General features: G+C 51.3%; 19 protein-coding genes. 7 read left to right on the top strand and 12 right to left on the bottom strand.

The features are described from left to right. Positions 1-8 precede the first annotated feature (8 nt). The 4 genes from ftsY to PsAD37_RS02515 all read left to right on the top strand — a co-directional run bounded on the left by ftsY (position 9) and on the right by PsAD37_RS02515 (position 3,300). Positions 9-1,562 (top strand): signal recognition particle-docking protein FtsY, encoded by a 1,554-nt coding sequence (gene ftsY / locus PsAD37_RS02530; RefSeq protein ID WP_063294797.1) that lies wholly within the window; start codon positions 9-11, stop codon positions 1,560-1,562. 145 nt (positions 1,563-1,707) lie between these two features. After that, positions 1,708-2,319 (top strand): LysE family translocator, encoded by a 612-nt coding sequence (locus PsAD37_RS02525; RefSeq protein WP_063294290.1) that lies wholly within the window; start codon positions 1,708-1,710, stop codon positions 2,317-2,319. A 42-nt stretch (positions 2,320-2,361) separates the two neighbouring features. Next, a complete protein-coding gene (locus tag PsAD37_RS02520) occupies positions 2,362-2,823 on the top strand; it encodes an isoprenylcysteine carboxylmethyltransferase family protein (protein ID WP_063294796.1) in 462 nt (153 codons plus the stop codon). 144 nt (positions 2,824-2,967) lie between these two features. Continuing rightward, positions 2,968-3,300 (top strand): hypothetical protein, encoded by a 333-nt coding sequence (locus PsAD37_RS02515; RefSeq protein WP_063294795.1) that lies wholly within the window; start codon positions 2,968-2,970, stop codon positions 3,298-3,300. A gap of 93 nt (positions 3,301-3,393) precedes the next feature. Here PsAD37_RS02515 and PsAD37_RS02510 read toward each other — a convergent pair whose 3' ends face one another. The 6 genes from PsAD37_RS02510 to PsAD37_RS02485 form a co-directional block, all read right to left on the bottom strand. Continuing rightward, the gene (locus PsAD37_RS02510) at positions 3,394-5,025 is read right to left on the bottom strand and encodes an ABC transporter ATP-binding protein (protein ID WP_063294794.1); all 1,632 of its coding nucleotides are present in this window, start codon (positions 5,023-5,025) and stop codon (positions 3,394-3,396) included. Between the two features lie 14 nt (positions 5,026-5,039). Further along, complete coding sequence (locus tag PsAD37_RS02505; protein ID WP_063294293.1) at positions 5,040-6,224, bottom strand: ABC transporter permease; 1,185 nt, start codon at positions 6,222-6,224, stop codon at positions 5,040-5,042. A gap of 6 nt (positions 6,225-6,230) precedes the next feature. Continuing rightward, positions 6,231-7,340, bottom strand: a complete 1,110-nt coding sequence (locus tag PsAD37_RS02500; RefSeq protein WP_063286361.1) for a microcin C ABC transporter permease YejB — start codon at positions 7,338-7,340, stop codon at positions 6,231-6,233. A 15-nt stretch (positions 7,341-7,355) separates the two neighbouring features. Beyond that, complete coding sequence (locus PsAD37_RS02495; RefSeq protein ID WP_063294793.1) at positions 7,356-9,227, bottom strand: ABC transporter substrate-binding protein; 1,872 nt, start codon at positions 9,225-9,227, stop codon at positions 7,356-7,358. Next, positions 9,227-11,092, bottom strand: coding sequence for an extracellular solute-binding protein (locus PsAD37_RS02490; protein ID WP_063294792.1), 1,866 nt, complete (start codon positions 11,090-11,092; stop codon positions 9,227-9,229). The genes PsAD37_RS02495 and PsAD37_RS02490 overlap by 1 nt, the downstream gene beginning before the upstream one ends. A 279-nt stretch (positions 11,093-11,371) precedes the next feature. Further along, positions 11,372-11,920, bottom strand: coding sequence for a cytochrome c family protein (locus tag PsAD37_RS02485; RefSeq protein WP_063294296.1), 549 nt, complete (start codon positions 11,918-11,920; stop codon positions 11,372-11,374). Between the two features lie 557 nt (positions 11,921-12,477). Between PsAD37_RS02485 and PsAD37_RS02480 the strand changes: the two genes are divergently transcribed. Next, entirely contained in the window at positions 12,478-13,368 is an 891-nt protein-coding gene (locus PsAD37_RS02480) for a prephenate dehydratase (RefSeq protein ID WP_063294791.1), read from the top strand. Between the two features lie 83 nt (positions 13,369-13,451). Continuing rightward, positions 13,452-14,462: an adenosine kinase gene (locus PsAD37_RS02475; RefSeq protein WP_063294790.1), complete on the top strand. Its 1,011-nt coding sequence runs from the start codon at positions 13,452-13,454 to the stop codon at positions 14,460-14,462. Between the two features lie 106 nt (positions 14,463-14,568). Here PsAD37_RS02475 and PsAD37_RS02470 read toward each other — a convergent pair whose 3' ends face one another. The 5 genes from PsAD37_RS02470 to dapB all read right to left on the bottom strand — a co-directional run bounded on the left by PsAD37_RS02470 (position 14,569) and on the right by dapB (position 18,711). Continuing rightward, on the bottom strand, positions 14,569-15,177 hold the full coding sequence (locus PsAD37_RS02470) for a 2,3-bisphosphoglycerate-dependent phosphoglycerate mutase (protein ID WP_063294789.1): 609 nt from the start codon (positions 15,175-15,177) through the stop codon (positions 14,569-14,571). A gap of 95 nt (positions 15,178-15,272) precedes the next feature. Then, positions 15,273-15,824, bottom strand: a complete 552-nt coding sequence (locus tag PsAD37_RS02465; RefSeq protein WP_063294788.1) for a pyridoxamine 5'-phosphate oxidase family protein — start codon at positions 15,822-15,824, stop codon at positions 15,273-15,275. A gap of 28 nt (positions 15,825-15,852) precedes the next feature. Continuing rightward, complete coding sequence (locus PsAD37_RS02460; protein WP_063294787.1) at positions 15,853-16,566, bottom strand: DUF6065 family protein; 714 nt, start codon at positions 16,564-16,566, stop codon at positions 15,853-15,855. Positions 16,567-17,056: 490 nt separating this feature from the next. Beyond that, positions 17,057-17,680, bottom strand: a complete 624-nt coding sequence (locus PsAD37_RS02455; RefSeq protein WP_057463063.1) for a 2,3-bisphosphoglycerate-dependent phosphoglycerate mutase — start codon at positions 17,678-17,680, stop codon at positions 17,057-17,059. Between the two features lie 215 nt (positions 17,681-17,895). Beyond that, the gene (gene dapB / locus PsAD37_RS02450; protein WP_063294786.1) at positions 17,896-18,711 is read right to left on the bottom strand and encodes a 4-hydroxy-tetrahydrodipicolinate reductase; all 816 of its coding nucleotides are present in this window, start codon (positions 18,709-18,711) and stop codon (positions 17,896-17,898) included. Positions 18,712-19,628: 917 nt separating this feature from the next. On the opposite strand from dapB, the gene PsAD37_RS02445 reads away from it, so the two are divergent. Then, a complete protein-coding gene (locus tag PsAD37_RS02445) occupies positions 19,629-20,513 on the top strand; it encodes a DMT family transporter (protein ID WP_063294785.1) in 885 nt (294 codons plus the stop codon). A 66-nt stretch (positions 20,514-20,579) separates the two neighbouring features. Here the strand turns inward: PsAD37_RS02445 and pnp are convergent, their stop codons facing one another. Then, positions 20,580-22,718: a polyribonucleotide nucleotidyltransferase gene (pnp, locus tag PsAD37_RS02440; protein ID WP_063286351.1), complete on the bottom strand. Its 2,139-nt coding sequence runs from the start codon at positions 22,716-22,718 to the stop codon at positions 20,580-20,582. Between the last annotated feature and the right edge of the window lie 341 nt (positions 22,719-23,059).

Below are 23,059 nucleotides of genomic sequence, written 5' to 3'. Positions count from 1 at the left end.
TTTCCAGCATGAGCGAAAAGAAGCGCAGTTTTTTCAGTCGCCTGTTTGGCGGTTCCTCAGAAGAAACACAGAGCCTGCAGGAGGAAAAAGCTCCTGACAGTGCAGAGCTGCGTGAGTCCTTAGAAGGGGTTCAATCCGTTCCGCTTGACCCCGTTAAAGGTCTTGAAGAAACGGCTGAAGCAATCGCAGATGAAACTCTTGATCTGGAAAATCCAGAGCTCACACCTGAGTCGGAACCTGCGACTGAAGAGAAAGTTTCTGATAAGCCTCATGATTTGGATGAGGCAGAAACCAAAGCCCTCGAAGAGACCGCCTACCTGGATAATGACGATCTGCGTGAGGAAAATTCAGCAGACGTTGAGCCTGAGCAAGATATACTTTCCCCAAAGGTCAGCGATGATGCTGGGCCCGTTGCTGAGGATACAGCCGATGGACAACCCGTTCTCACAGATGAGATCACTGAAGCATCAGGAACAGCGGAAGGACCTGAAGAAGCAGGAAGCTCTGAAAGTGTTCGGGAAAGCGGAGGATCCGGAGGAGACGAGGAAACTGGAGCGGTCGAGGAGAGCCGAGAGGCTGAAGAAGCTGGAAAAACTCCGGGAACTGAGGAAACTGGAGAAGATGTTCCAGTAAAAACGAGCTGGTTCCAGCGTCTTAAAGCTGGGCTCTCCCGTTCTTCTAATGCCTTATCTGAGGGCATCAGCTCGATCTTCACCAAGCGCAAGCTGGATGCAGATACTCTTGAAGAGCTGGAAGATATTCTGATTCAAGCAGACCTTGGCATTGATACAGCGATTGCGATTACCGACCGTGTATCTGATGGTCGCTATGATAAGGAAATTTCAGGCGAGGAAGTCCGCAGTATCCTTGCTGAAGAAATTGAAAGCGTCCTTGACCCTGTTGCTAAACCGCTGGACCTTGAAAGCGGTCATAAACCACACATCGTCTTGATGGTTGGCGTAAACGGTACAGGCAAAACCACCACAATCGGTAAGCTGTCATCTCTGCTGCATGAGCAGGGTAAGAAAGTGATGCTCGCAGCGGGCGACACGTTCCGCGCTGCAGCTGTTGAGCAGCTGAAAATTTGGGGTGAGCGCACTGGTGCTGAAGTTGTGGCGCGCGATACTGGCGCAGATGCTGCTGGCCTTGCATACGATGCCGTTGATGCCGCTCTCAGCAACGATACTGATGTGCTGTTGATTGATACCGCTGGCCGCTTGCAGAACAAAGCTGAACTGATGGATGAGCTTGAGAAGATCATTCGCGTGATCCGCAAGCGTGTTCCTGATGCACCGCATACCACTTTGCTGACCCTTGATGCGACCACAGGCCAGAATGCTCTTTCTCAGGTGGAGATTTTCGGCAAGGTTGCTGGTGTAACTGGTCTTGTAATGACCAAGCTGGACGGCACAGCCCGCGGCGGTATTCTGGTGGCGATTGCCCGCAAATACGGCCTGCCAGTGCACTTCATTGGCGTTGGTGAAGGCGTAGATGACCTTGAGCCGTTCTCAGCAAAAGACTTTGCAGCAGCCATTGCTGGCAAAGACCACGAGCAAGACTAACTAAGCTATGTGATTTGGGAAGGCGTCTTTCGCCTTTCCACTCCTACCTACTTTCAGGTCATTTTCTTCGAGTTCATTGGACACACCTGAGCAATCAGATAGACTGGTGCTTCTGTTGCTGTGCTATCAATTTGTGAGCTCTTCCATGACACTTGAGTATCTTCTAACGTCCTTCATTGTTGTCCTGCTGCCCGGACCAGGTGTGCTTTACACGATTGCTATCGGGCTTGGGAAAGGGCTTAAGCCAAGTGTTGCTGCTGCGTTTGGTTGTACGCTCGGGATTGTTCCAGCAGCTTTGGCAAGCATTATTGGGGTGGCAGCGATCTTTCATAGCAGCGCCCTCGCTTATCAGATCCTGAAGTATCTTGGTGTTGCTTATCTGCTTTACATGTCATGGAGCATCCTGCGCAGTGGTGGTGCGCTGGAAGTGAGTGGAGAGAAGCGCGAGAGAACTCTTTATCGCACTGCACTCGACGGTATTCTGCTTAATGTGCTGAACCCAAAGCTGTCTCTGTTTTTCCTCGCTTTCCTCCCTCAGTTCGTTTCTCCTGACAGTGAAAATGCAACATCTGCTCTACTCTTCCATGCCTTTGTTTTTATGGCACTTACATTTGTTGTTTTCATCGGGTACGGCGCAATGGCGTCGCTGGCCCGCGATTATGTGATCAACCGCCCAAAAGTTATGGCTTGGCTCAAACGAGGTTTTGCAGCTACGTTTGGCGCGCTTGGTGTTAAGCTGGCACTCTCAGAGAACTGATAGGCTTCCTGCATTTCTGGAACAACAAACTACTGGAACACAATGGAAAATTTAAAACTCAGGTTCCCGCCTGTGGCCGTCTTCTTTAGCTTTGCGGTTATCATCTGGATGGTTGCAACGATGCTTCCCGGAGATATCAATCTGCATGGTGCAGAGACAACATTTCTTGTGATTGGCATCGGAGCTGGTGGTTATTTTGGAGTGACCGGGCTCTCTGAGTTTCGCAGAGCGCGGACGACAACGAGCCCTTCGCACCCTGAAAATGCGAGTGCGATTGTTTCTGACGGAATTTACTCCAAAACGCGCAACCCTATGTATCTGGGCTTGCAATTCATCCTGTTGGGATGGGCCATCTTTCAGGGGAACTTGTTCGCCATTCCAGTTGCTCTGGGTTTTGCTGTCTACATCACCCTGTTCCAGATCAAACCTGAAGAAGACCTTCTGGAAGAGAACTTTGGTCAAGAGTACCTTGCCTACAAAGCATGCGTCCGGCGCTGGATGTAAGTTCTCCGCACGATGTACAAGCACCTTGCCTTGAATGCTTCAACCTCCACTTCCTTTTGTTACTCTATGGTAAGAATGCGCAAGTAGTGTCCCTGGCGTGATACTGGCCGTTGATCCAAAAGAAACAACAAAAGGGAGATCCTGATGGCCGTGCTTTTGACATTCGAAGACATCGAAAAGGTCTACAAAGACACCAGCAAGATCAAGGCTGCTTTCAAAAAAGCTAAGGTGGATGAAAAAACCGAAGACGCCTTCCTCAAAGAACTCAAGCAAAAAAAGAAACGCGCTGAAGATAAGTTTCTTGATGAGGTGAGCAAAGATTCCAAACTGAAGAATTTCAAACCAACATCATTGAAAGGTGATGGCGGGTACACGAAGGCAATGGCCGAAGCAGTTAAGCGGACATCAATTCAGCTGATGGAAGCGAGTGGCAAGGTTACGCTAAAAGTCGGCAAGGATGTTGTCGTTGGAACCTAGTTCCTTACTTCTACCGTAGATTTGCAATGACCATGGCCGAATGTTCGGCCATGGGTAAGTTCTTATTGCTCATTGAGCTAAGGTAGCAGCACATCAAGAGCTGATGACGCCCTCAATTGCTTCCAGACGGAATGCAGCAGCCATCAGGGCTTTGGTGTACTCGGTCTGCGGGTTGTCAAAGACCTCGTCTGACGTCCCTACCTCCATCACCTTGCCATGCTGCATAACGACCACATCATTGGCGAGTGCACGGACGACCTTGAGGTCGTGCGAGATAAACAAATACGCCAAGCTATGAGCCTTTTGCAGATCGCGAAGCAAGTCGACGACCTGTGCCTGAACGCTCATATCCAGCGCCGACGTTGGTTCATCCAGCATCACAAACTTTGGTTCCAGCACCATTGCCCGCGCAATCGAGACACGTTGGCGCTGCCCGCCTGAGAATTCATGCGGATAACGGAACCTAGTAGCTGCATCCAACCCCACTTCTTCCAGCGCACCTGCAACCTTGGCTTCCCGCTCTTTAGCCGTGAGGTTAGGCATGTGGATCTTGAGACCTTCGCCGACAATTTCCGAGACTGACATACGCGGCGACAAGGAACCGAATGGATCCTGAAACACGATTTGCATATCCCGGCGCAGTGGACGCATCTGCTTCCACGAGTGCTCCTGAATATCAGAGCCACTGAAGCTAATCTGACCGTTTGAGGAGATCATACGCAGGATAGCAAGACCCAGCGTGGTCTTCCCTGATCCACTTTCACCCACAATGCCCAGTGTCTGCCCAGCGCGAACGGTCACATCAATGCCATCGACTGCTTTGATGTAACTGACAGTTTTACGCAGGAAGCCGCGTTTGACGGGGAACCAGACCTTGAGGTCTTTGGCTTCCACGACAATTGGCTGACTGGTATCGCCGGCAGGTGGATGCCCTTTAGGCTCAGCTGCCAGCAGATGCTGGGTGTATTCGTGCTGAGGGCTTTCGAAAATATCTTCGGTATCGCCGTGTTCGACGATTTTGCCCTGTGTCATCACACAGACACGATCAGCGATCCGGCGAACAATTCCAAGGTCGTGCGTGATGAAGAGCATAGCCATGCCTGTGCTCTTCTGCAGGTCTTTCAGCAGCTGCAGGATTTGCGCCTGAACCGTGACATCGAGTGCCGTTGTCGGTTCATCCGCAATCAGCAGGTCCGGCTCGTTTGCCAATGCCATGGCGATCATGACACGTTGGCGCTGACCACCGGAGAGCTGGTGCGGATAGGACTTCAGGCGTTCTTCCGGATTTGGAATGCCGACCTGATCCAGAAGTTCCAACACACGTTTTCGGGCATTCGTCTCACCGAGGCCGCGGTGGATCTTCAGGATCTCCGCGATCTGCTGTTCGATGGTGTGTAGCGGGTTCAGTGAACTCATAGGCTCCTGAAAGATCATGGAGATCTTGTTGCCACGCACACGGCGCATTTCACTTTCGGTCGCAGCTATCAGGTCTTCACCCTGATAGACGATCTTGCCAGTTGGATGGCTTGCAGCCGGATAGGGCAAAAGCTTGAGCACGGACAGTGCTGAAACAGATTTGCCTGAGCCACTTTCGCCCACAAGTGCGACGGTCTCGCCTTCCTTGATGTCGAAAGAGATCTGGTCAACGGCGAGATTTTCCTTTTCGCCTTGCTGGAAGGCGATGGAAAGGTCCTCAACAGAGAGGAGCGTTTGATTATCAGTCATATGCGATCCTCCCTTCAGTTCATCGTTTTGCGTGGATCAAAGGCATCGCGAACCGCTTCACCGATGAAGATCAGCAGGCTGAGCATAATCGACAGGACGAAGAAGCCTGTCATGCCAAGCCATGGCGCTTGAAGGTTGTTCTTGCCCTGCTTGAGCAGCTCACCCAGCGAAGCGGAGCCCGGAGGCAAGCCGAAGCCGAGGAAGTCCAGCGCTGTCAGCGTGGAGATAGACCCATTCAGGATGAACGGCATGAATGTAAGCGTTGCGACCATCGCGTTTGGCAGCAGATGGCGGCGCATGATCGTACCATTGGAAACGCCTAAAGCTCGCGCAGCGGAGATGTATTCGAAGTTCCTGCCTCTCAGGAACTCCGCCCGGACTACGCCAACCAAAGCCACCCACGAGAATGCGAGCAGGATTGAGAAGAGGATCCAGAACCCCGGCGTCAGCACCGACGAGATGATCAAAATGAGGTAGAGCGTCGGCATTGCTGTCCAGATTTCAATGAAGCGCTGTAAACCGAGGTCAACCCAACCACCGTAGAAGCCCTGTACGGCGCCGGCACCAATGCCGATGACGGAGGATGCCAGTGTTAGCGCCAGACCGAAGAGCACCGAGATGCGGAATCCGTAGACAAGACGGGCAAGCACATCACGGCCCTGATCATCCGTGCCGAGCCAGTTCCAGTTGCCAATTGTACAGTTTGGATCGTTTACACCCTCAGCATAACGCTCGCAGCGCAGCTCCTTATCCATCATCCAGCTTGGAGGAGCTGGTGCCGGGACCGGGATTTCGTTGTTGACCGTCTGGTAGGAATAGCGGATCGGAGGCCAGAGAATCCAGCCGTTGGCGTCGATCTCTTCCTGAATGAATGGATCACGATAATCCGTTGTTGCAAGGAAACCGCCAAACTTTTCCTCCGGGTAATCCGTAAAGACCGGCATGAGTAGCTCGCCCTTATAGGAAACCAGGATTGGGCGGTCGTTGGTGATGAATTCTGCGCCCAGTGCGAGCACAAACAGGACGAGGAAAATCCAAAGGGACCAGTATCCACGCTTGTTGGCTTTGAAGTTTTGCAGGCGGCGCTGGTTGAGAGGAGACAGCTTTTGCCGCTTTTCAGGCGGTTGCGTCTGCTCTGGCAGCGGATTGATTGTTTCGTAGCCCTGATCCTGAAGGCGTTTTTCGAGTTGTGTGTCCATTGCTCGTTACACCTCCCGGCTTTCGAAATCGATCCGGGGATCAATCCAGGTGTAGGTGAGGTCTGAAACCAGATTCACAATCAAACCCATCAACGAGAAGATATAAAGCGTGGCGAACATAACTGCATAGTCACGGTTGAGCGCCGATTCAAAACCCAACAGGCCAAGGCCATCCAACGAGAAGATCGTCTCAATGAGGAGCGAGCCTGCAAAGAACGCCGAGATGAACGCACCCGGGAAGCCAGCGACAACGATAAGCATCGCATTGCGGAAGACATGGCCATAAAGCACCTGACGCTCTGTCAGGCCTTTGGCGCGAGCAGTCTGAACGTATTGCTTTCGGATTTCATCGAGGAAAGAGTTCTTCGTCAAAAGCGTTGTTGTTGCAAAGGCGGAGAGCGCCATCGCAGTCAATGGCAAGACCAGATGCCAGAAGTAGTCGAGAATCCGTTGTGGCCATGACATATCGCTCCAGCCCTCTGAGGTGAGGCCTCGGAGCGGGAAGAAATCCCAAAAAGAGCCACCGGCGAAGAGAACAATCAGCATGATTGCAAACAGGAAGCCCGGGATTGCATAGCCAACAATGATGATGCTGGACGTCCAGACATCAAACGAGGTGCCATCTTTTACTGCTTTGCGAATACCAAGGGGGATCGAGATGCCATAGGAGATGAGCGTCATCCATAGGCCCAGCGAGATCGATACCGGCAGCTTTTCGACGATCAGATCAACAACAGCAATGTCACGGAAGTAGCTTTCGCCGAAATTGAAGGTCGCGTAGTCCAAGATCAAGCGCCCGAAACGCTCCAGAGGAGGTTTATCGAAGCCAAACTGGACCTCGAGTTCCTTGATGAACTCCGGATCAAGACCCTGTGCTCCTCGATATTTCGATCCTGCACTGTCTCCGCCGCCCTGATTGGCTGCGGCAGAACTTCCAAAATCACTTCCACCACCCGAAATGCGGCTGGTTGCGGATACACTATCCCCTTGCAATTGAGCGATAACTTGCTCAATCGGTCCACCTGGTGCGAACTGAATAATGACAAAGTTGATTGCCATGATGCCGATAAGGGTCGGGATCATCAAAAGCAATCTACGCAGAATATAGGCGCCCATGGGCTTCTTTTGTCCCTAATTTTCCTTGCCGATGCGAGCGGCTTTTTCTGAATCCACCCACCACGCCGCTTCTACGGGGAAGGCATATGCCGGCATATCATTCGGAATGCCGAACATGTCCCAGACAGCTACTGTGTGGAAGGCTTTGAACCACTGCGGCACCCAGTAATAGCCTGCGCGCAGAACTCTATCCAATGCTCTGGCAGCGGTTATCATTTCCTCACGCGAGGATGCATTCAGCGCCTTATCCACCAAATCGTCGACAGCAGGCACCTTGATGCCCGAGAGATTGTAAGATCCGAAGGTTTCAGCAGAGGCCGATGTCCAGAAGTTACGGATGCTCGGCCCAAGTGTTGGTGTCAGAGAAAAACGATGCCCGACAATGTCATAATCGAAATCATCTACACGCTTCTGGAACTGTGCCGGATCAACGACGCGGAAGCTTGCTTCAATGCCTAACAGTCTGAGATTCTTGACATATGGCAGTACAATTCGTTCGAAAGCAGGCGAGTTGGAAAGGAACTCCATTTGCAGCTGCTTTCCGTCAGGCCCGATCAACTGCTCACCGCGTCTGTAGTAGCCTGCCTCTTTGAGCAGAAGCGAGGCTTCTCTGAGGAGTTTGCGATCCTGACCTGAACCATTGGAAACCGGTTGTGTGATCGCTTCGCCAAAGACCCCATCTGGCAGGTCTTTCTTGTAGGGCTCAAGCAGGGCCAGTTCGGCATCGCTTGGCAGACCAACAGCCTTCATTTCCGAGTTTTCAAAGAACGACTGGGTTCTGGTGTACAGATCATAAAACAGAGCGGAATTTGACCACTCAAAATCGAAGGCGTAGCCGAGCGCTTCACGGACCTTGGGATTGGAGAACTTTTCTTTGCGCGTGTTGAGGAACCAGCCTTGCGCTCCTGATGGGAGGCGGATGGCAAATTCCTTCTTGGCAACACGTCCCTCTGTTAATGCAGGGAAGTTGTATTCTGTCGCCCAGGTCTTTGACGAGAACTCTTCGTGGAACGTCAAACGGCCTTTCTTGAAGGCTTCGAATGTTGCCTGACGATCTCGGAAAAAGTCCAGACGGATAATTTCGAAGTTGTGATGGCCTTTGGTTACTGGCAGGTCTTTTGCCCAGTAATTCTCTACCTTTTTGTACTCTATGTACCGGCCAATCTCATAGCGTCCGACCATATATGGTCCCGAGGACAACGGCGGTGTCAGTGTTGACGCCTCGAAGTTGTAGCGGGTGTAGTACGCTTTTGAGAGGATAGGGAGAGTTGCTATCAATAAGGGAAGTTGCCTGCTGTGATTACCTGAAAAAGCGACCGTGACAGTGTGTTCATCCGGTGCGGTCGCAGAGACCATTTCCTTGATGGACTGACTGATAATCGGGTGCCCTTTTTCCTTCAGAAGGTTCAGACTGAAAGCAACATCTTCTGCATTAAGCATCGACCCATCGTGGAACCGGGCTTCTGGCCTAATTTTGAAGGTGACGAAGTTGCCGTCTTCAGAGACCAGAGCGCTTTCGGCCACCAGACCATATACGGCATCCGGTTCGTCATAGGCACGCACCATCAGGCTATCAAAACAGAGCTCCATACGCGGTGGGGCATCTCCTTTGAGGATGAAGGTGTTGAACGTGTTGAAGGTCTGCGGGTTCTGATTGTAGCCCCAGCTCGGCGCAGTCATGGCGATTTTGCCACCAACCGGAGCTTCCGGATTGACGTAGTCAAACGCCGTGAAATCCTTTGGGTACTTCAGATCACCAAAGACAGAGAGGCCGTGGCTTAAGGTTCCTGCCTGAACCGGCAGGGCTCCACCGGGTACAAGAAAGGCTGCCGCAGTGGCCGCGCTGAAGTGCAGGAAGCTACGTCTACTGATTTGGCTAAGCGTCATCAATTGGCCTCCTCTATCTTCTTGGCTTTTTCTTCGTCCCACCACCAAACGGTTGGGAAACCTATGGAGAATTCAGGAAGCTGTTTTGGGTGTGCGAAACGATCCCACCGCGCAACGCGGCTGAATGGAGATGTCCACCCTGGAACAACGTATTGCTCCCACATCAGGATACGGTCCAAAGCCTTAGTTGCAGCAACCAGCTCGTCACGATCGTCAGAGTTGATGATGATATCAATCAGCTTGTCGATGGCAGGGTTTTTGATACCCGCATAGTTTTGAGAGGCTTCGCTGTCTGCTGCATTTGAGCCCCAATACTCTCTCTGCTCGTTGCCCGGAGAGAGAGACTGCGCCCAGCCGGTGTAGATCATGCCGAAATCACGGCTGCGGACGCGGTTGACATATTGTGAGCTGTCGACGACGCGCAGCTGCAGGTCAATGCCAAGCTTCTTCAGCGAGGCCTGATAACGAAGAGCTACACGCTCAAAGCGGCCACCATTCATCAGGTATTCGATTGTGAATGGTTCACCAGTCTCTTTGTTGACGAGCTTACCTTGCTTTTGCACGTAGCCAGCTTCTTTAAGAAGGCCGATTGCCTTTCTCAGGTTGGCACGCTCCTGACGGGAATCTTCGGATACCGGATTCTCATAGGGCTCTGTAAAGACGGCTTCAGGCACTGGCGCTTTCAAAGACTTCAGAATTTCCAGCTCACGCCCCTCTGGCAAGCCTGCAGATGCGAGCTTTGTTCCGTCGAAGTAGCTGGTGAAACGGCTGTATTGATCAAAGAAGATCGTGCGGTTCATTTCCTGGAAATTCAAGGCATAGTTCAGTGCCCGGCGCACCCGACGATCCTGAAACTTCTCTTTGCGGGTGTTGAGAATAAAGCCCAGCATCAAGCCACTACCACGATACGTCTGCGGGAATTTTTCCAGCACCACATGGTTGGCTTTCACAGCAGGAATATCGTAGGCGGTTGCCCAGTTCTTTGCCGTGGTTTCCGTGCGCCAGTCAAAACGGTCAGCCTTAAAGGCTTCAAGCTGCACGGTTTCGTCGCGGTAGTAATCGTAGGCGATTGTGTCGAAGTTGTTGGAACCAACATTCACATTCAGATCTTGCCCCCAATAGTCGTCAACGCGCTCAAATGAGATTGAACGCCCAGGTACGACTTTTCCAATGCGGTACGGACCAGAGCCGAGGGGCACTTCCAAGGTGCTTCTGGAAATGTCACGCACATTTCCAGAAGCACCTTTCTCATTCCACCAATGCTTTGGCATGATGTAGAGCGAACCAAGGATTTGCGGGGCTTCTCTGTTACCCGGTTTATCGAAGTTGAAGCGGATCTCTGTCGGGCTCAGAATGTCATAGCCCGTAACATGACGATAATAGTATTTTCGGGAAGGATCTTGCGTGGTCCATTGATCGAATGACCATCCCACATCTTCTGTGGTGATTGGTTTGCCATCGTGCCAGCGTGCATCAGGGCGCAAGCGATAGACCACCCACGCAAAGTCTTCGGGATATTTCATCGCATCAGCGATCAAGCCATATTCAGTCGAGGACTCGCTCATTGATGGGGTCATCAGGGTATCGTAGATGAGGCCCAGTCCACCTGCACGAATGCCCTTTGATGCCACAAGGTTCAAACTGTCAAAGGTGCCCGTTGCCGAGAGCCGCACCCTGCCCCCTTTGGGAGCATCCGGATTGACATAGGGGAAGTGCGCGAAACCTTCCGGCATCTGAGGAGCGCTGATGAGGGAGTCTGCATACCGCCATTCAGGCTCACTGGTTTCAGCAATTGCTGCGGAGGATGTCAGGCTTGCAATGGCAAGCGCCAAACCTGTCAGTGAGCTATATAGTCTGGTACGCACAGCATTCCTCCATAAATACAATCAGTAGTTCTAGCGTAGAAAAAACACCACGCGCTGAAAATTGAACTTTTCTTGCAGCTTTCAGCCAAACTTAAACTAAGATTACGGCTGAAAACACTTCCGCTACAACGTCTTTTGCCAAGATGACAAAAATTTAACTGGAAGAAACGAGGAAAAGGTTAGCATTCACGCAAATTCAGACAATAAAAAAGCCGGGATCAAATCCCGGCTCTTTAACAATTCTACCCTCACATATGTGGGAGGGATATCAATTCAATATTAATTGATCGGTACTGGGTTGTCTGAAAGTGAACGCAGGTAAGCGATCAGGTCAGCACGTGGCTTGTCTTTCTTCAGACCAGCGTAGCCCATGGATGTACCAGAAACATGTTTCTTAGGTGCTTTGATGAACTCGTTGAGCTGCTCAAAGGACCACTCAGGATTGTTTGCCGCAAATTCCTGCATCGCTGAGGAATAAGAGAAGCCATCATGAGATGCAGGTGCGCGACCTACAACACCCCAGAGACCCGGGCCAACTTTGTTTTTTCCACCCTGATCGAAGGTGTGACAAGCTGCACATTTTTTAGCTTGTTTCGCACCGGCATCCGCAGAAGCAGTGGTGAGCAGCTCTTCAATTGAGACGACCTTGACTTCTTCCGCAGCTTCATCACCTGCGCCGTTGTCGGCACCAGCGACTTCAATCTCAAAACCGCGTTTCTCGTTTCCATGAGGCGCAAAGATGACTTCCGTCAAAACATTCAGGCCCATGAATACAACCAAGGCGAACAGAATTGCGCCGGCAATTTTGTTCAGTTCAAACGAATTCATAGCTCACACGCTCCGAATATTTGGTTAGGCTAGCCTTCATGCAGCAGGCACGGCACCTAACTCGATATGTGTATTTTGCTGGGAAACTACAGTTATTTTCGGGCACTTGTCCATAATTTAATTAGTGTTTTTCCTAGGTCTTTTGCAGTGATGTGGACCACAGGTTGATGTTTGAGAGCTCAAAAAACCAAGGAACACAACAACTCTCGCCGGTCAGCAGTTTAAAATGGCTATAAACTACTGATTTATTCGAGGATATCCCGCTCAGGCCAATTCAGATTGCAGTGAAGGCGCAGCGCAACCAATTTACCTGAACTCAAGAGAATGCGACAAAATATCACACCAGAGCGCTTTTAGATCTGGGGATTTCATTGCAGAGCACTCAACAGGACCGTAAACGCGTTCATTCTTGAGGTCTTTTCACCTTAAGTTTCGCCTCTGAGTATTATTAAGGTTTGCAATCCCTCACATCTAGGGCAATTTGTGCGAGGGGCTGTTTCGCGACTGTTGGCGAAGCCTCAAATGTATCAGGTTTCTAAATTGCCGTGAGTATAGTGATGTCAGATCAGCGCAAAGTCGTGTTTCAAGGAGAAGTGGGAGCTAACTCCCATATGGCGTGCAACGCCGTTTACCCAGAGTACCAAGCTATCCCTTGCGCGACTTTTGAAGACTGCTTCCACGCGATCGAGACCGGAGAAGCAGAACTTGGCATGATCCCGATCGAAAATTCGGTTGCGGGACGCGTTGCAGACATTCACCACCTGCTTCCTCGCAGCAATCTGCACATTATCGGCGAATACTTCATGCCGATTCGGTTTCAGCTGATGGGCATCAAAGGCACCAAGCTGGAAGAGCTGAAGAGTGTTCAAAGCCATATCATGGGGCTTGGACAATGCCGAAACTTCATTCGCGATCATAACCTTAAGCCGATTATTGGCGCTGACACAGCTGGATCCGCACGCCAGGTTGTTGAAGGTGGCGACAAAACAATCGGGGCCTTTGCTCCAGAGCTTGCGGCTGATGTTTATGGTCTGGATATCCTCGCACGTGATTGTGAAGACGCTGCCCATAACACGACCCGTTTCGTGATCCTCTCTCGCGAGAAAAAGCAGACTGCGAACACTGGCCAACCGATCATCACGACCTTCATTTTCCGCGTTCGAAACGTTTCTGCTTCTCTTTACAAAGGGTTAGGCGGTTTTGCGACCAACAACGTCAACATGACGAAGCTGGAATCCTATCAGCTTGAAGGTCAGTTTTTCGCCTCCATGTTTTACGCAGATATTGAAGGACACCCAGAAGAACCCAACGTAGCCCTTGCACTTGAGGAGCTGGCGTTTTATTCGACTGAACTGAATATTCTTGGGGTGTACAACGCTAGCCCGTTCCGCGAAAAAATTCGGGAACCTGAGGCTAACCGTGCTTTGCGTCCTACACCAGGGAAATAACAGTTGTAGGCCTTGCTCCAACGGTGAGTCACCTATGTATCGTTCCGGGCGCTTGTGATCCGGGCTAGTTACAAGGACTTTACATGTCTGAATTCAAGTTTGATGCATTGTGCATCGGCAATGCAATCACTGACGTCTTCTCTCATGTAGAAGATAGCTTTCTCGTTGAGCAGTCTTTGGTAAAGGGTTCCATGCGCCTGGTCGATACAGACGAAGCGCTGCGCCTCTATGACCTGATGGGTCAAACAACCCGCATCTCCGGTGGCAGTGCAGGCAATACTGCTGCTGGTATCGCCTCGCTTGGTGGTGCGCCTGCCTTTATCGGCAAGGTCGCAGCTGATGAAGTTGGGGACGTTTATCGCCATGACATGAACAGCATTGGCGCGCACTTCAACACAGGCCCGCTGCGTGATGATCTCGCGTCTGGCCGCTCCATGATCCTGATCACCCCGGACGGTGAGCGGACTATGAACACCTATCTGGGTGCAGCGACCAAGCTGACTGCGTTTGATATCGACCGCGATGTGGTTGCCAATTCTGCAATCACTTATATGGAAGGTTATCTCTGGGACGAAGAGGCAGCGAAAAATGCGTTTCTTGAAGCTTCCAGAATTGCCCATGAAGCAGGGCAGCTGGTGTCGCTTTCATTGTCAGACAGCTTCTGCGTTGATCGTTTCCGCGATGAATTCCTAGAACTGATCCAGGAAGACAAAGTTGACATTCTGTTTGCCAATGAGCATGAGCTCAAAGCGCTCTACCAGACCTCTGACATTGAAACTGCGATTGCGATGGTGCGCGAGGATTGCACACTAACCGCGCTGACATTGGGCTCAGAAGGCGCTATGGCGATTTCTCGCGAGGAAACTGTACATGTGCCAGCTTCCGCTATTATTGGCGGTGTGCGTGACCTGACAGGCGCTGGAGACCTGTTTGCGTCTGGCTTCTTGTTTGGTCTGGCGCGTGATTTCAGCCTGAGCGATTGTGCTGAGCTGGGTTGCCTTTGTGCTGGTGAAGTTATCAGCCACGTTGGTGCGCGCCCTGAAAAGCCGCTTAATCAGATTGCAGAGCAGACTGGCTTCACGCTCAAGGTCTAGCCCTTTATTTTCATGCGTATTCTTATCTGAAAACCGGAACCACTTTTTGGGAATGCGCTCGAGTGATTTGACAATAAAAATTCAGGCGGCTTGCGGGCCGCCTTTTTTATTTGCTGATTTGCTGAATATCTTCAGCGCTGTTTACCTGAAAGAAGAGCGGCTGTGCGGTGCCGATGTGCATGCACTCGGTCTCTTTTTGATTAAGCTTGCAAATCTTCGAGACCAGCCCTCGAATTGTATTTCGGTGCGAGGAGATGATGACATTTTTTCCATTCATCAACTGAGGCAGGACACTGTGTTTAAACACACCATGAGCTCTGTTCGCGGTCATCTCCACACTTTCACCACCGGGCGGCACGGCGTGCAAGGAGTGGCGCCATTGGTGCACTTGCTCCACACCGTGTTCCTGAACCGCGCTTTCGATAGAAATGCCTGTGAGATCACCATAGGCCCTTTCATTGAAGAGCTTGTCCTCAATGACATGCAGATGAGATTGCTCAGCTTCTTCGAGAATGAGATCCAGTGTTTTGCGGGCGCGCCTAAGGCCTGATGAATAGGCCAGATCGAACTGGATTGCCTGAGAATGGAGAGTACGACCTGCGTTTCGGGCTTCTTCAATGCCCTTGGCACTCAGCTCAGGATTGGCCTGTCCTGAGAAAACCTTTAGCGCATTCCATTCGCTTTGCCCGTGGCGTACCAACACCAACAATCCCATAAAACACGCCTCTCAGATCTTCTTTGTGTGCGTGTCTTATATAGGTTCAATTGCAGCTCTAAACCCGACTTTCGTTAAAACATCCAATGATGATTTCAGGCAGGCTCCAGAATGTTGGTGGGCAGGCCGTCCAGACTTGTGGCGTTGTGCTTGCGCCAGTAGTTCTCCAACTCCTCACGATCCATCGTCTCGTAGTAGGGCAGGAATTCTTTTTCAACGCGCGTATCAACCAAATCCATGCGCGGGACTGTTGAGCCGCATGAGGTCTGAATGAGTTCGATATCAAGGTCGAAGATTTGTCGACACCCCGGCAGGTCGGGGAACTGAGCAACCAGTTTAGCCCAGTCCTCATCTCTTGGATGAATGACCTTTGCTGTTCCAAACACTCGAAGCGTGAGGCGCTGCTCGCCGAACGAACAGAACATGAGCGTCATGCGGCCATCATCTTGCACGTGGGTGGCTGTCTCATTGCCAATGCCGGTCAGGTTCAGCCAGATGATGCGCTCGTCACTTAAAACCCTGAGGGTATCCATGCCTTTGGGGGACAGGTTGATGTGCCCTGTGGCAGCAGCTGTTGCGACGAAGAACATTGATTGCTCTTCGATGTGCTGACGAAATCTGCGGTTCAGTTTTTTGGCTACGATCATCGGCTTTCTGATGCCTTTTCAGGAGCGACTAGTCGGCGACTGCATATTGGGTGTTGATGCGGCGCTGCTCACTGGCGTAGCTGCCAGAACGTCCGCCATTGCGTTTGTCGTAACTTCTTGCCCAGGCCTGCCAAAACTCTTGGGAACTGCTGTCCATCTCGGTGATTTCCGGTTGGACAATCGGTGTCTTCGGCAGGATCGTGTTGGGCAACTGCACGACCTGCAACAAAGGCCGGTGGCGTGGGAAGCTGATTGGGACATCCTGTTTGCGAAGCTTGATATTGATGAAGAGCGGTGAACAGAACCAGCTGGAGTCAATCATCGCTTCAAAGCAATCATAGCCTGCATTGGACGGCAGGTTGATTGGGCCGCGGACCCAATGGCACTGACCTTCATCGCCGATCAAGCTGTAACCAGCGCCGATCTGAACGATGTCGCCTTCAGGAAACACATCCAGAAATGGCGGGTAGTAATCCTCCAGCCCCTCTGGGCAGGAGTTTTGGTAGTCTTCCACGAAGTCTGTAAGATACAACCGATCCAGCAGGGTCCACTCGCCCTCGGCGCCAAGCCGATAGAGGGCCTCAGATCCGGTCCACATCAGATAAAAATCTACTGGCGGGTAAACATAGTAGCCCTGACGAGAAGCAGTAAGGAGGGGTTCACAATACTTCATTGCCCGGGCTGGCATCATGCCAAGGTTCGTTCCATCTGCCTTGACGACGTCCGGGGCAGATTTGACCATTCTTACAAACTTCACAGGAATTCCCTCGCAGATAAAACACTCTGCAAAAATGAAGCGAGGCAGCCTAAACTGCCTCACACATTAAATTATTTTGGTTTTTTCTCTTCATCTTTTGGAGCAAGGCCACCATTCAACTTTGCTGGCTTTGCTTGAGCAGATGCTGGGCGACCGTCGTTTGCTACTGAAAACTTCATAGGTTGTCCTCTCAATTAATATATTAATGCGGTCATACATTTTCTGTATGCATGGAGAGGCTTGCATCGAATCTTACGTAGCGCAAGGTAAATAATAATGACGCATGCATTATCTATTATTGATAATTTTAAGTGTATTTAATTTCACATACTTAGTATTTTAACAAAGACTATTTGTGTGAATAATATTTATATTTTTACAATTCTAATTCAGCCATTCCAGAGCAGTGCAACTCAGCCAAATAAAAAAGCGGCCCGAAGAGCCGCTTTTTATGATTCTGAATTTTGAGGGTGGCTTAAACTTCTGCCAGGTCCTCAACTGAAAGAACCTTACCTTCTTCATCAAGGCGATAAACAACAGGCTTGCCTGTGCCGAGCTCGCGCTTGAGGATTTCTTCAGGTGAAAGTCCTTCAAGTTCCATGATGAGGGAACGCAGGGAGTTGCCGTGTGCAGCAACAATCACGCGATTGCCTTCGAGAACTTTAGGAAGAATGTCAGAACGATAGTAAGGCAGGGTGCGCTCTGCAGTCATCTTCAGGCTTTCGCCGCCTGGAGGAGGAACGTCGAAAGAACGACGCCAGATGTGAACCTGTTCTTCACCAAATTTCTGACGAGCTTCGTCTTTGTTCATGCCGGTGATGTCACCGTAGTCACGCTCGTTCAGAGCCTGATCTTTTGATGTTGGCAGGTCTTCCTGACCAAGCTCACCAAGGATCAGCTTAAGAGTGTGTTGAGCACGCAGCAGGTCAGAAGTGAACGCCAGATCAAATGTCAGGTTCATTTCTTTGAGTTTTTTACCGGCTGTTGTTGCTTCTTCAACACCCTGTTCTGTCAGGTCTGGGTTTTTCCAGCCGGTGAACAGGTTTTTCAAATTCCATTCGCTTTGTCCGTGACGGACGAGAACCAAAAGGCGTTCCATTAAGCTCTCCTAAGGAGGTTATGTTTGCTTGAAAACAGCTGTCTTGGAAGGACTGTTTCAAGTCTCATTTCACATGTCTTGCTCATCGCTCATCAGAGCACGTCGCGTTCATGTACGTTTGCGCATCGCGCTCCAACATCTTTGTTGGAGCGAAGTCTTGTCGTTTGATTGAACCCAATCAAACAGAACACGCTCTAGCAAGCATGCATTGTATGTCACTCATCATTCAGGCCGAGAACATCAGCCATTGAGTACAGGCCCGGTTGCTGATTGTGCGCCCAGAGGGCTGCTTTCACGGCACCGCGAGCAAACAGTTGTCTATCCGTTGCGATATGTGAGAGATCTATACGCTCTCCCTCGCTCGCAAACATCACCGTATGTTCACCTACGACAGATCCACCTCGCAATGTTGCAAAGCCGATGTCGCCTCTTTTTCGTTCACCCGTAATGCCGTCTCGTGTGCGAACACTATGGGTTTCAAGATCAATCCCCCGGCCTTCAGCTGCTGCCTCACCCAACAGCAATGCTGTTCCTGATGGGGCATCAACTTTATGCCGATGATGCATTTCCAGGACTTCGATATCGAAATCTTCATCCAGAGCTGCAGCGGCCTTTTTAATGAGGCATGCGAGCAGGTTAACACCTAGGCTCATATTGCCTGATTTTACAATGCGGGCTGATGTCGCGGCGTGAGCAAGTTCGGTAGATTGAGCAGACGTCATTCCGGTTGTGCCGATAATGTGCGCAATAGAATGACGTGCCGCAGCTTCTGCAAATTCAACCGTTGCCTCTGGCACGGTGAAGTCCAGCACGCCATCTGCACCTGCAAATGCCGCCTCAAGATCATCGGTGATTGCAACGCCGAGTTTACCACATTCTGCGAGTTCGCCAGCATCTGTGCCCAGAAACTGGGAGTGTTTGCGCTCGATCGCGGCTGACACCACAACCCCGTCCATTTCGGTCACTGTGCGTACCAGCGCACGCCCCATTCGGCCTGCTGCGCCTACAACAACCAGTCGCATGTCACTCATCACGTCCCCCAAGCCTACGAAAGCCCCTCAAATTATAGTGTGGAGGGGTATAGCAGGCGCACTAAAGAGTTTCAAACTCATATGGCAGTTGGTGTCCCGGAGTTTGCTCTGTCTCGCGAAGCTGGTTCTCGTTTCATGCTTGGTCATGTACGGCCTGTCCTGCGAAAAATCTGAAAAAACTTATCCCCCTGCCCTCAACCCCGCATATTCTCAGTGTTGTGCTCACGTATTCGGGCAGCTGATGGACCGTCCATCAGTGCGGCGTGGGCTGGGCGGGGCTACCGGATGAAGTAACGCATCACCCGGCGGGTTCGTTGAAACACCCCTTGAAAGTCTTTAGTGCAGGGACCAAGCGGAAGCTGGTCACCCGATGGGCGTCTACACTGGCAGGCGTTTAGCTATCATCGACACTCACATTTGCCTCTGGCAAGCGTGTGCATCGTTGACAGTGCCTGCTCCCAATGCCTTTCGGAGGAGATCTTGTTTCATACAAAAACGCCCGGGCAAGGCGAGCAGCCAATGCCGAAGAAACTAATTTACTCACAATGCGCAGGCACTGCCTGCTCGCCTTGCTCACCCCCGAACTTTCGGGAACCCATGCTTCAACACTGCTGGTAAAGCCATGCGGTGCTAAAACCGCTCCAGCTATGAGGAATTCTCAAGTCCACCTGAATAGAAACCCGCGTGAAACTCATATTCTTGCGCTAAGATAGCGGATAGCTTACTCAGAGTACGGTGTGTTCACACCATGCACGCATCAGACTCTAAATCTTTGTTTTAACGCGTACTCCTGCTCGAAAACCAAGATCTGTTTTCGAGAATGCGCTCTCATCTTTACAGAACTTAAAAATGCAGCAGGGTTGCGTTTTCACGCGTTTCCGAGACCCAGGCAGCTGCTCCCGCAAGGGGATACTATTATGGATAATATACGCGGCAGCTCCTGGATGGTGCTTGCAATGCTGGGGTTTGCCATTGAGGATACGCTGCTTAAGACAGCGACGGCTTCAGTGCCCGTTGGGCAAACACTGATGTTGTTTGGTATCGGCGGCACATTCGGCTTTTTGCTGTTGACCTGGAGACGCGGTGAACGGGCTTTTACGCCGGAAGCGTTGAAGGCGACACTTTACACGCGTGCGGTTTTTGAAATTACGGGGCGGCTGTTTTTCCTGCTGTCATTGGCACTGAACACGCTTTCCAGCACTTCTGCTATTCTTCAGGCCACTCCAATTACAGTCACTCTGGGTGCTGCCGTGTTGTTTGGTGAGCGTGTGAACTGGCAGCGGTGGCTTGCGATCCTGATCGGTTTCATTGGCGTGCTGATGATTATCCAGCCAAGTTCGGAAAGCTTTCAGGTGACCTCGATCCTTGCCATCATCGGTATGATTGGCTTTGCTGGTCGTGATTTGGCAACGCGAGCGGCTCCCCCTGCCCTTTCCAACATGCAGCTTGGTGTTTACGGCTTTGCAGTGCTTATCCCAACTGGCGCAGTTTACTCATTCTGGTCTGGCGGGTTTGTCTGGCCTGATCTCTTCAGCGGATTGGTCATCGCTGCGGGCACCCTTGTCGGCATTGGGGCTTATTACTCGCTTACGGTTGCTATGCGCACCGGGCTGGTGTCCGTCGTCACCCCTTTCCGGTACTCCCGATTGCTTTTCGGCCTCCTGCTCGGCTTCCTGATTTTTGACGAGACCGCCGACGCAATGACACTGGCAGGCTCCGCGATTATTGTACTGAGCGGGCTGTATATTCTGGCCGGACACTCACGTCTTAAGGCGCAGACCTCTAAGAGCGCAGCGGAGTGAGCTTGAAACAAGAAAAAGGCCGGTCCATTTCTGAACCGGCCTTTTTTTGAATTTAGCTAGAAAAGCTTAGTCTTTTGCAGGAGCTGGAGCAGCTTCTTCGCGAGGAATTTCCTTGCCAGTTTCCTGATCGACAACTTTCATGGAAAGGCGAACTTTACCGCGCTCATCAAAGCCCATCAGCTTAACGAAGACTTTGTCGCCTTCTTTGATCACGTCAGTTACTTTCGCAACTTTGCGTGGAGCCAACTGGGAGATGTGAACCAGACCGTCGCGTGCGCCGAAGAAGTTTACGAATGCGCCAAAGTCAACAGTCTTAACAACTGTGCCTTCGTAGATTACGCCAACTTCTGGCTCAGCAGCGATGGAGTTGATCCAGTTGAGAGCAGCTTTAATCGCTTTACCGTCAGAAGAAGCCACCTTAACGGTGCCGTCGTCTTCGATGTTCACTTTTGCGCCGGTCTTTTCAACGATCTCGCGGATAACTTTACCGCCAGACCCGATCACTTCACGGATCTTGTCTACTGGGATCTTGATCACTTCGATGCGTGGAGCATGCTCACCCAGCTCAGAACGAGCTTCGGTGATTGCATTTGCCATCTCATCAAGGATGTGAACGCGACCGCCTTTAGCCTGCTCCAGAGCGACTTTCATGATCTCTTCGGTGATACCGTCGATCTTGATGTCCATCTGCAGTGCAGTGATGCCGTTTGCAGAACCTGCGACTTTAAAGTCCATATCGCCGAGGTGATCTTCGTCGCCAAGGATATCGGAGAGAACTGCGAAGCGCTCGCCTTCCTTGATGAGACCCATTGCGATACCAGCCACAGGAGCCTTCAGAGGAACACCAGCGTCCATCAGGGACAGGGATGCACCACAAACGGAAGCCATGGAGGAAGAACCGTTGGACTCAGTAATTTCGGACACAACACGCAGAGTGTATGGGAAATCATGGTGTGCAGGCAGCATTGGGTTAACAGCGCGCCATGCCAGTTTACCGTGACCAATTTCACGACGTCCTGGGGAACCCATGCGACCAGCTTCACCTACAGAGTATGGAGGGAAGTTGTAGTGCAGCATGAATGCAGACTTGGTGGTGCCTTCGAGCTTGTCAACGAACTGCTCGTCTTCACCTGTACCCAGTGTTGCAACAACCATTGCCTGAGTTTCACCGCGTGTGAACAAGGCAGAACCGTGTGCACGTGGCAGCATGCCAACTTCAGAAACGATAGAGCGAACAGTGGAAAGGTCACGGCCATCGATACGGGAGCCAGTATCAAGGATACGGCCACGAACGATTGCAGCTTCAGCTTTCTTGAACAGGTCGGAGATGACAGTCGCGTCAGGAGCGCCTTCTTCACCGGTTACAAGAGCTTCAACAACTTTCGCCTTCACAGCATCAACAGCGTTTTTACGCTCTGTCTTAACGGTGATGGAGTATGCAGCGCCGAGCTCTTCAGCAGCCAGTTCCTGAACTTTTCCGAACAGATCAGAATGATCTGGCAGGTTCAGTTCACGTGGCTCTTTAGCAGCTTTTTCAGCAAGCTGGATGATAGCGTCGATCACTGGCTGGAAGCCTTTGTGGCCGAACATAACAGCGCCGAGCATTACTTCTTCGGTCAGTTCCTGAGCTTCGGACTCAACCATCAGAACAGCGTCATTCGTACCTGCAACAATCAGGTCCAGATCGGTTTCTTCCATCTGGTCAACTGTTGGGTTCAGAACGTATTCGCCGTTGATGTAACCAACACGAGCGCCACCGATTGGGCCCATGAATGGAACGCCGGAGATGGTGAGTGCTGCGGATGCGCCAACCATTGCCAGAATGTCTGGAGCGTTCTCGAGGTCATGAGACAGAACAGTAAGAACAACCTGAGTTTCGTTCTTGTAACCATCTACGAACAACGGACGGATCGGACGGTCAATCAGACGGGATGTCAGGGTCTCGTGCTCGGAAGGACGGCCTTCGCGCTTGAAGAAGCCACCTGGAATGCGGCCAGCAGCGTATGCCTTTTCCTGATAATTTACGGTAAGTGGGAAGAAATCCTGACCTGGCTTTGCGGTCTTCGCGGACACGACTGTCGCGAGAACTTTTGTCTCGCCGTATGTTGCGATGACTGCGCCGTCTGCCTGACGGGCAACCTTGCCGGTTTCAAGGATGAGCGGACGTCCGCCCCAATCTACTTCCACGCGATGTATATCAAACATATCTTTATCCTAACGTTCGCCTCAGTGCCTGATGGTCGTCATCAAACTTGAGGCTGTCATTTGCCGGCAATGCGCGCACCAACTCCTTGAGTATCAAGGGCGCGATGCCTTTTTCAGGTCGAACGATTGCAGGCAAGACAGCGAGAAGCTTTCGTTTGATTGTGCGTACCTTTGACCAAAAACCGGTCTCCACTTTTGGGAGATACGCTGTAAGCTTCTGGCAATCCTGCCAGGTCTTCATTCGCCTGCGTTCATTCTGGAAGAGAACGATCTGATCCAGAATATACCTCTCGCAATTTCCCGAAATACCTTGGAAATAGGAGAGGGTAAGGAAAACGCGG

It is taken from the genome of Pseudovibrio sp. Ad37, from assembly GCF_001623075.1.
Lineage (GTDB): Bacteria > Pseudomonadota > Alphaproteobacteria > Rhizobiales > Stappiaceae > Pseudovibrio.
The sequence above is the reverse complement of the archived record's forward strand: the minus strand, read 5'-3'. Positions and strand labels throughout refer to the sequence as shown.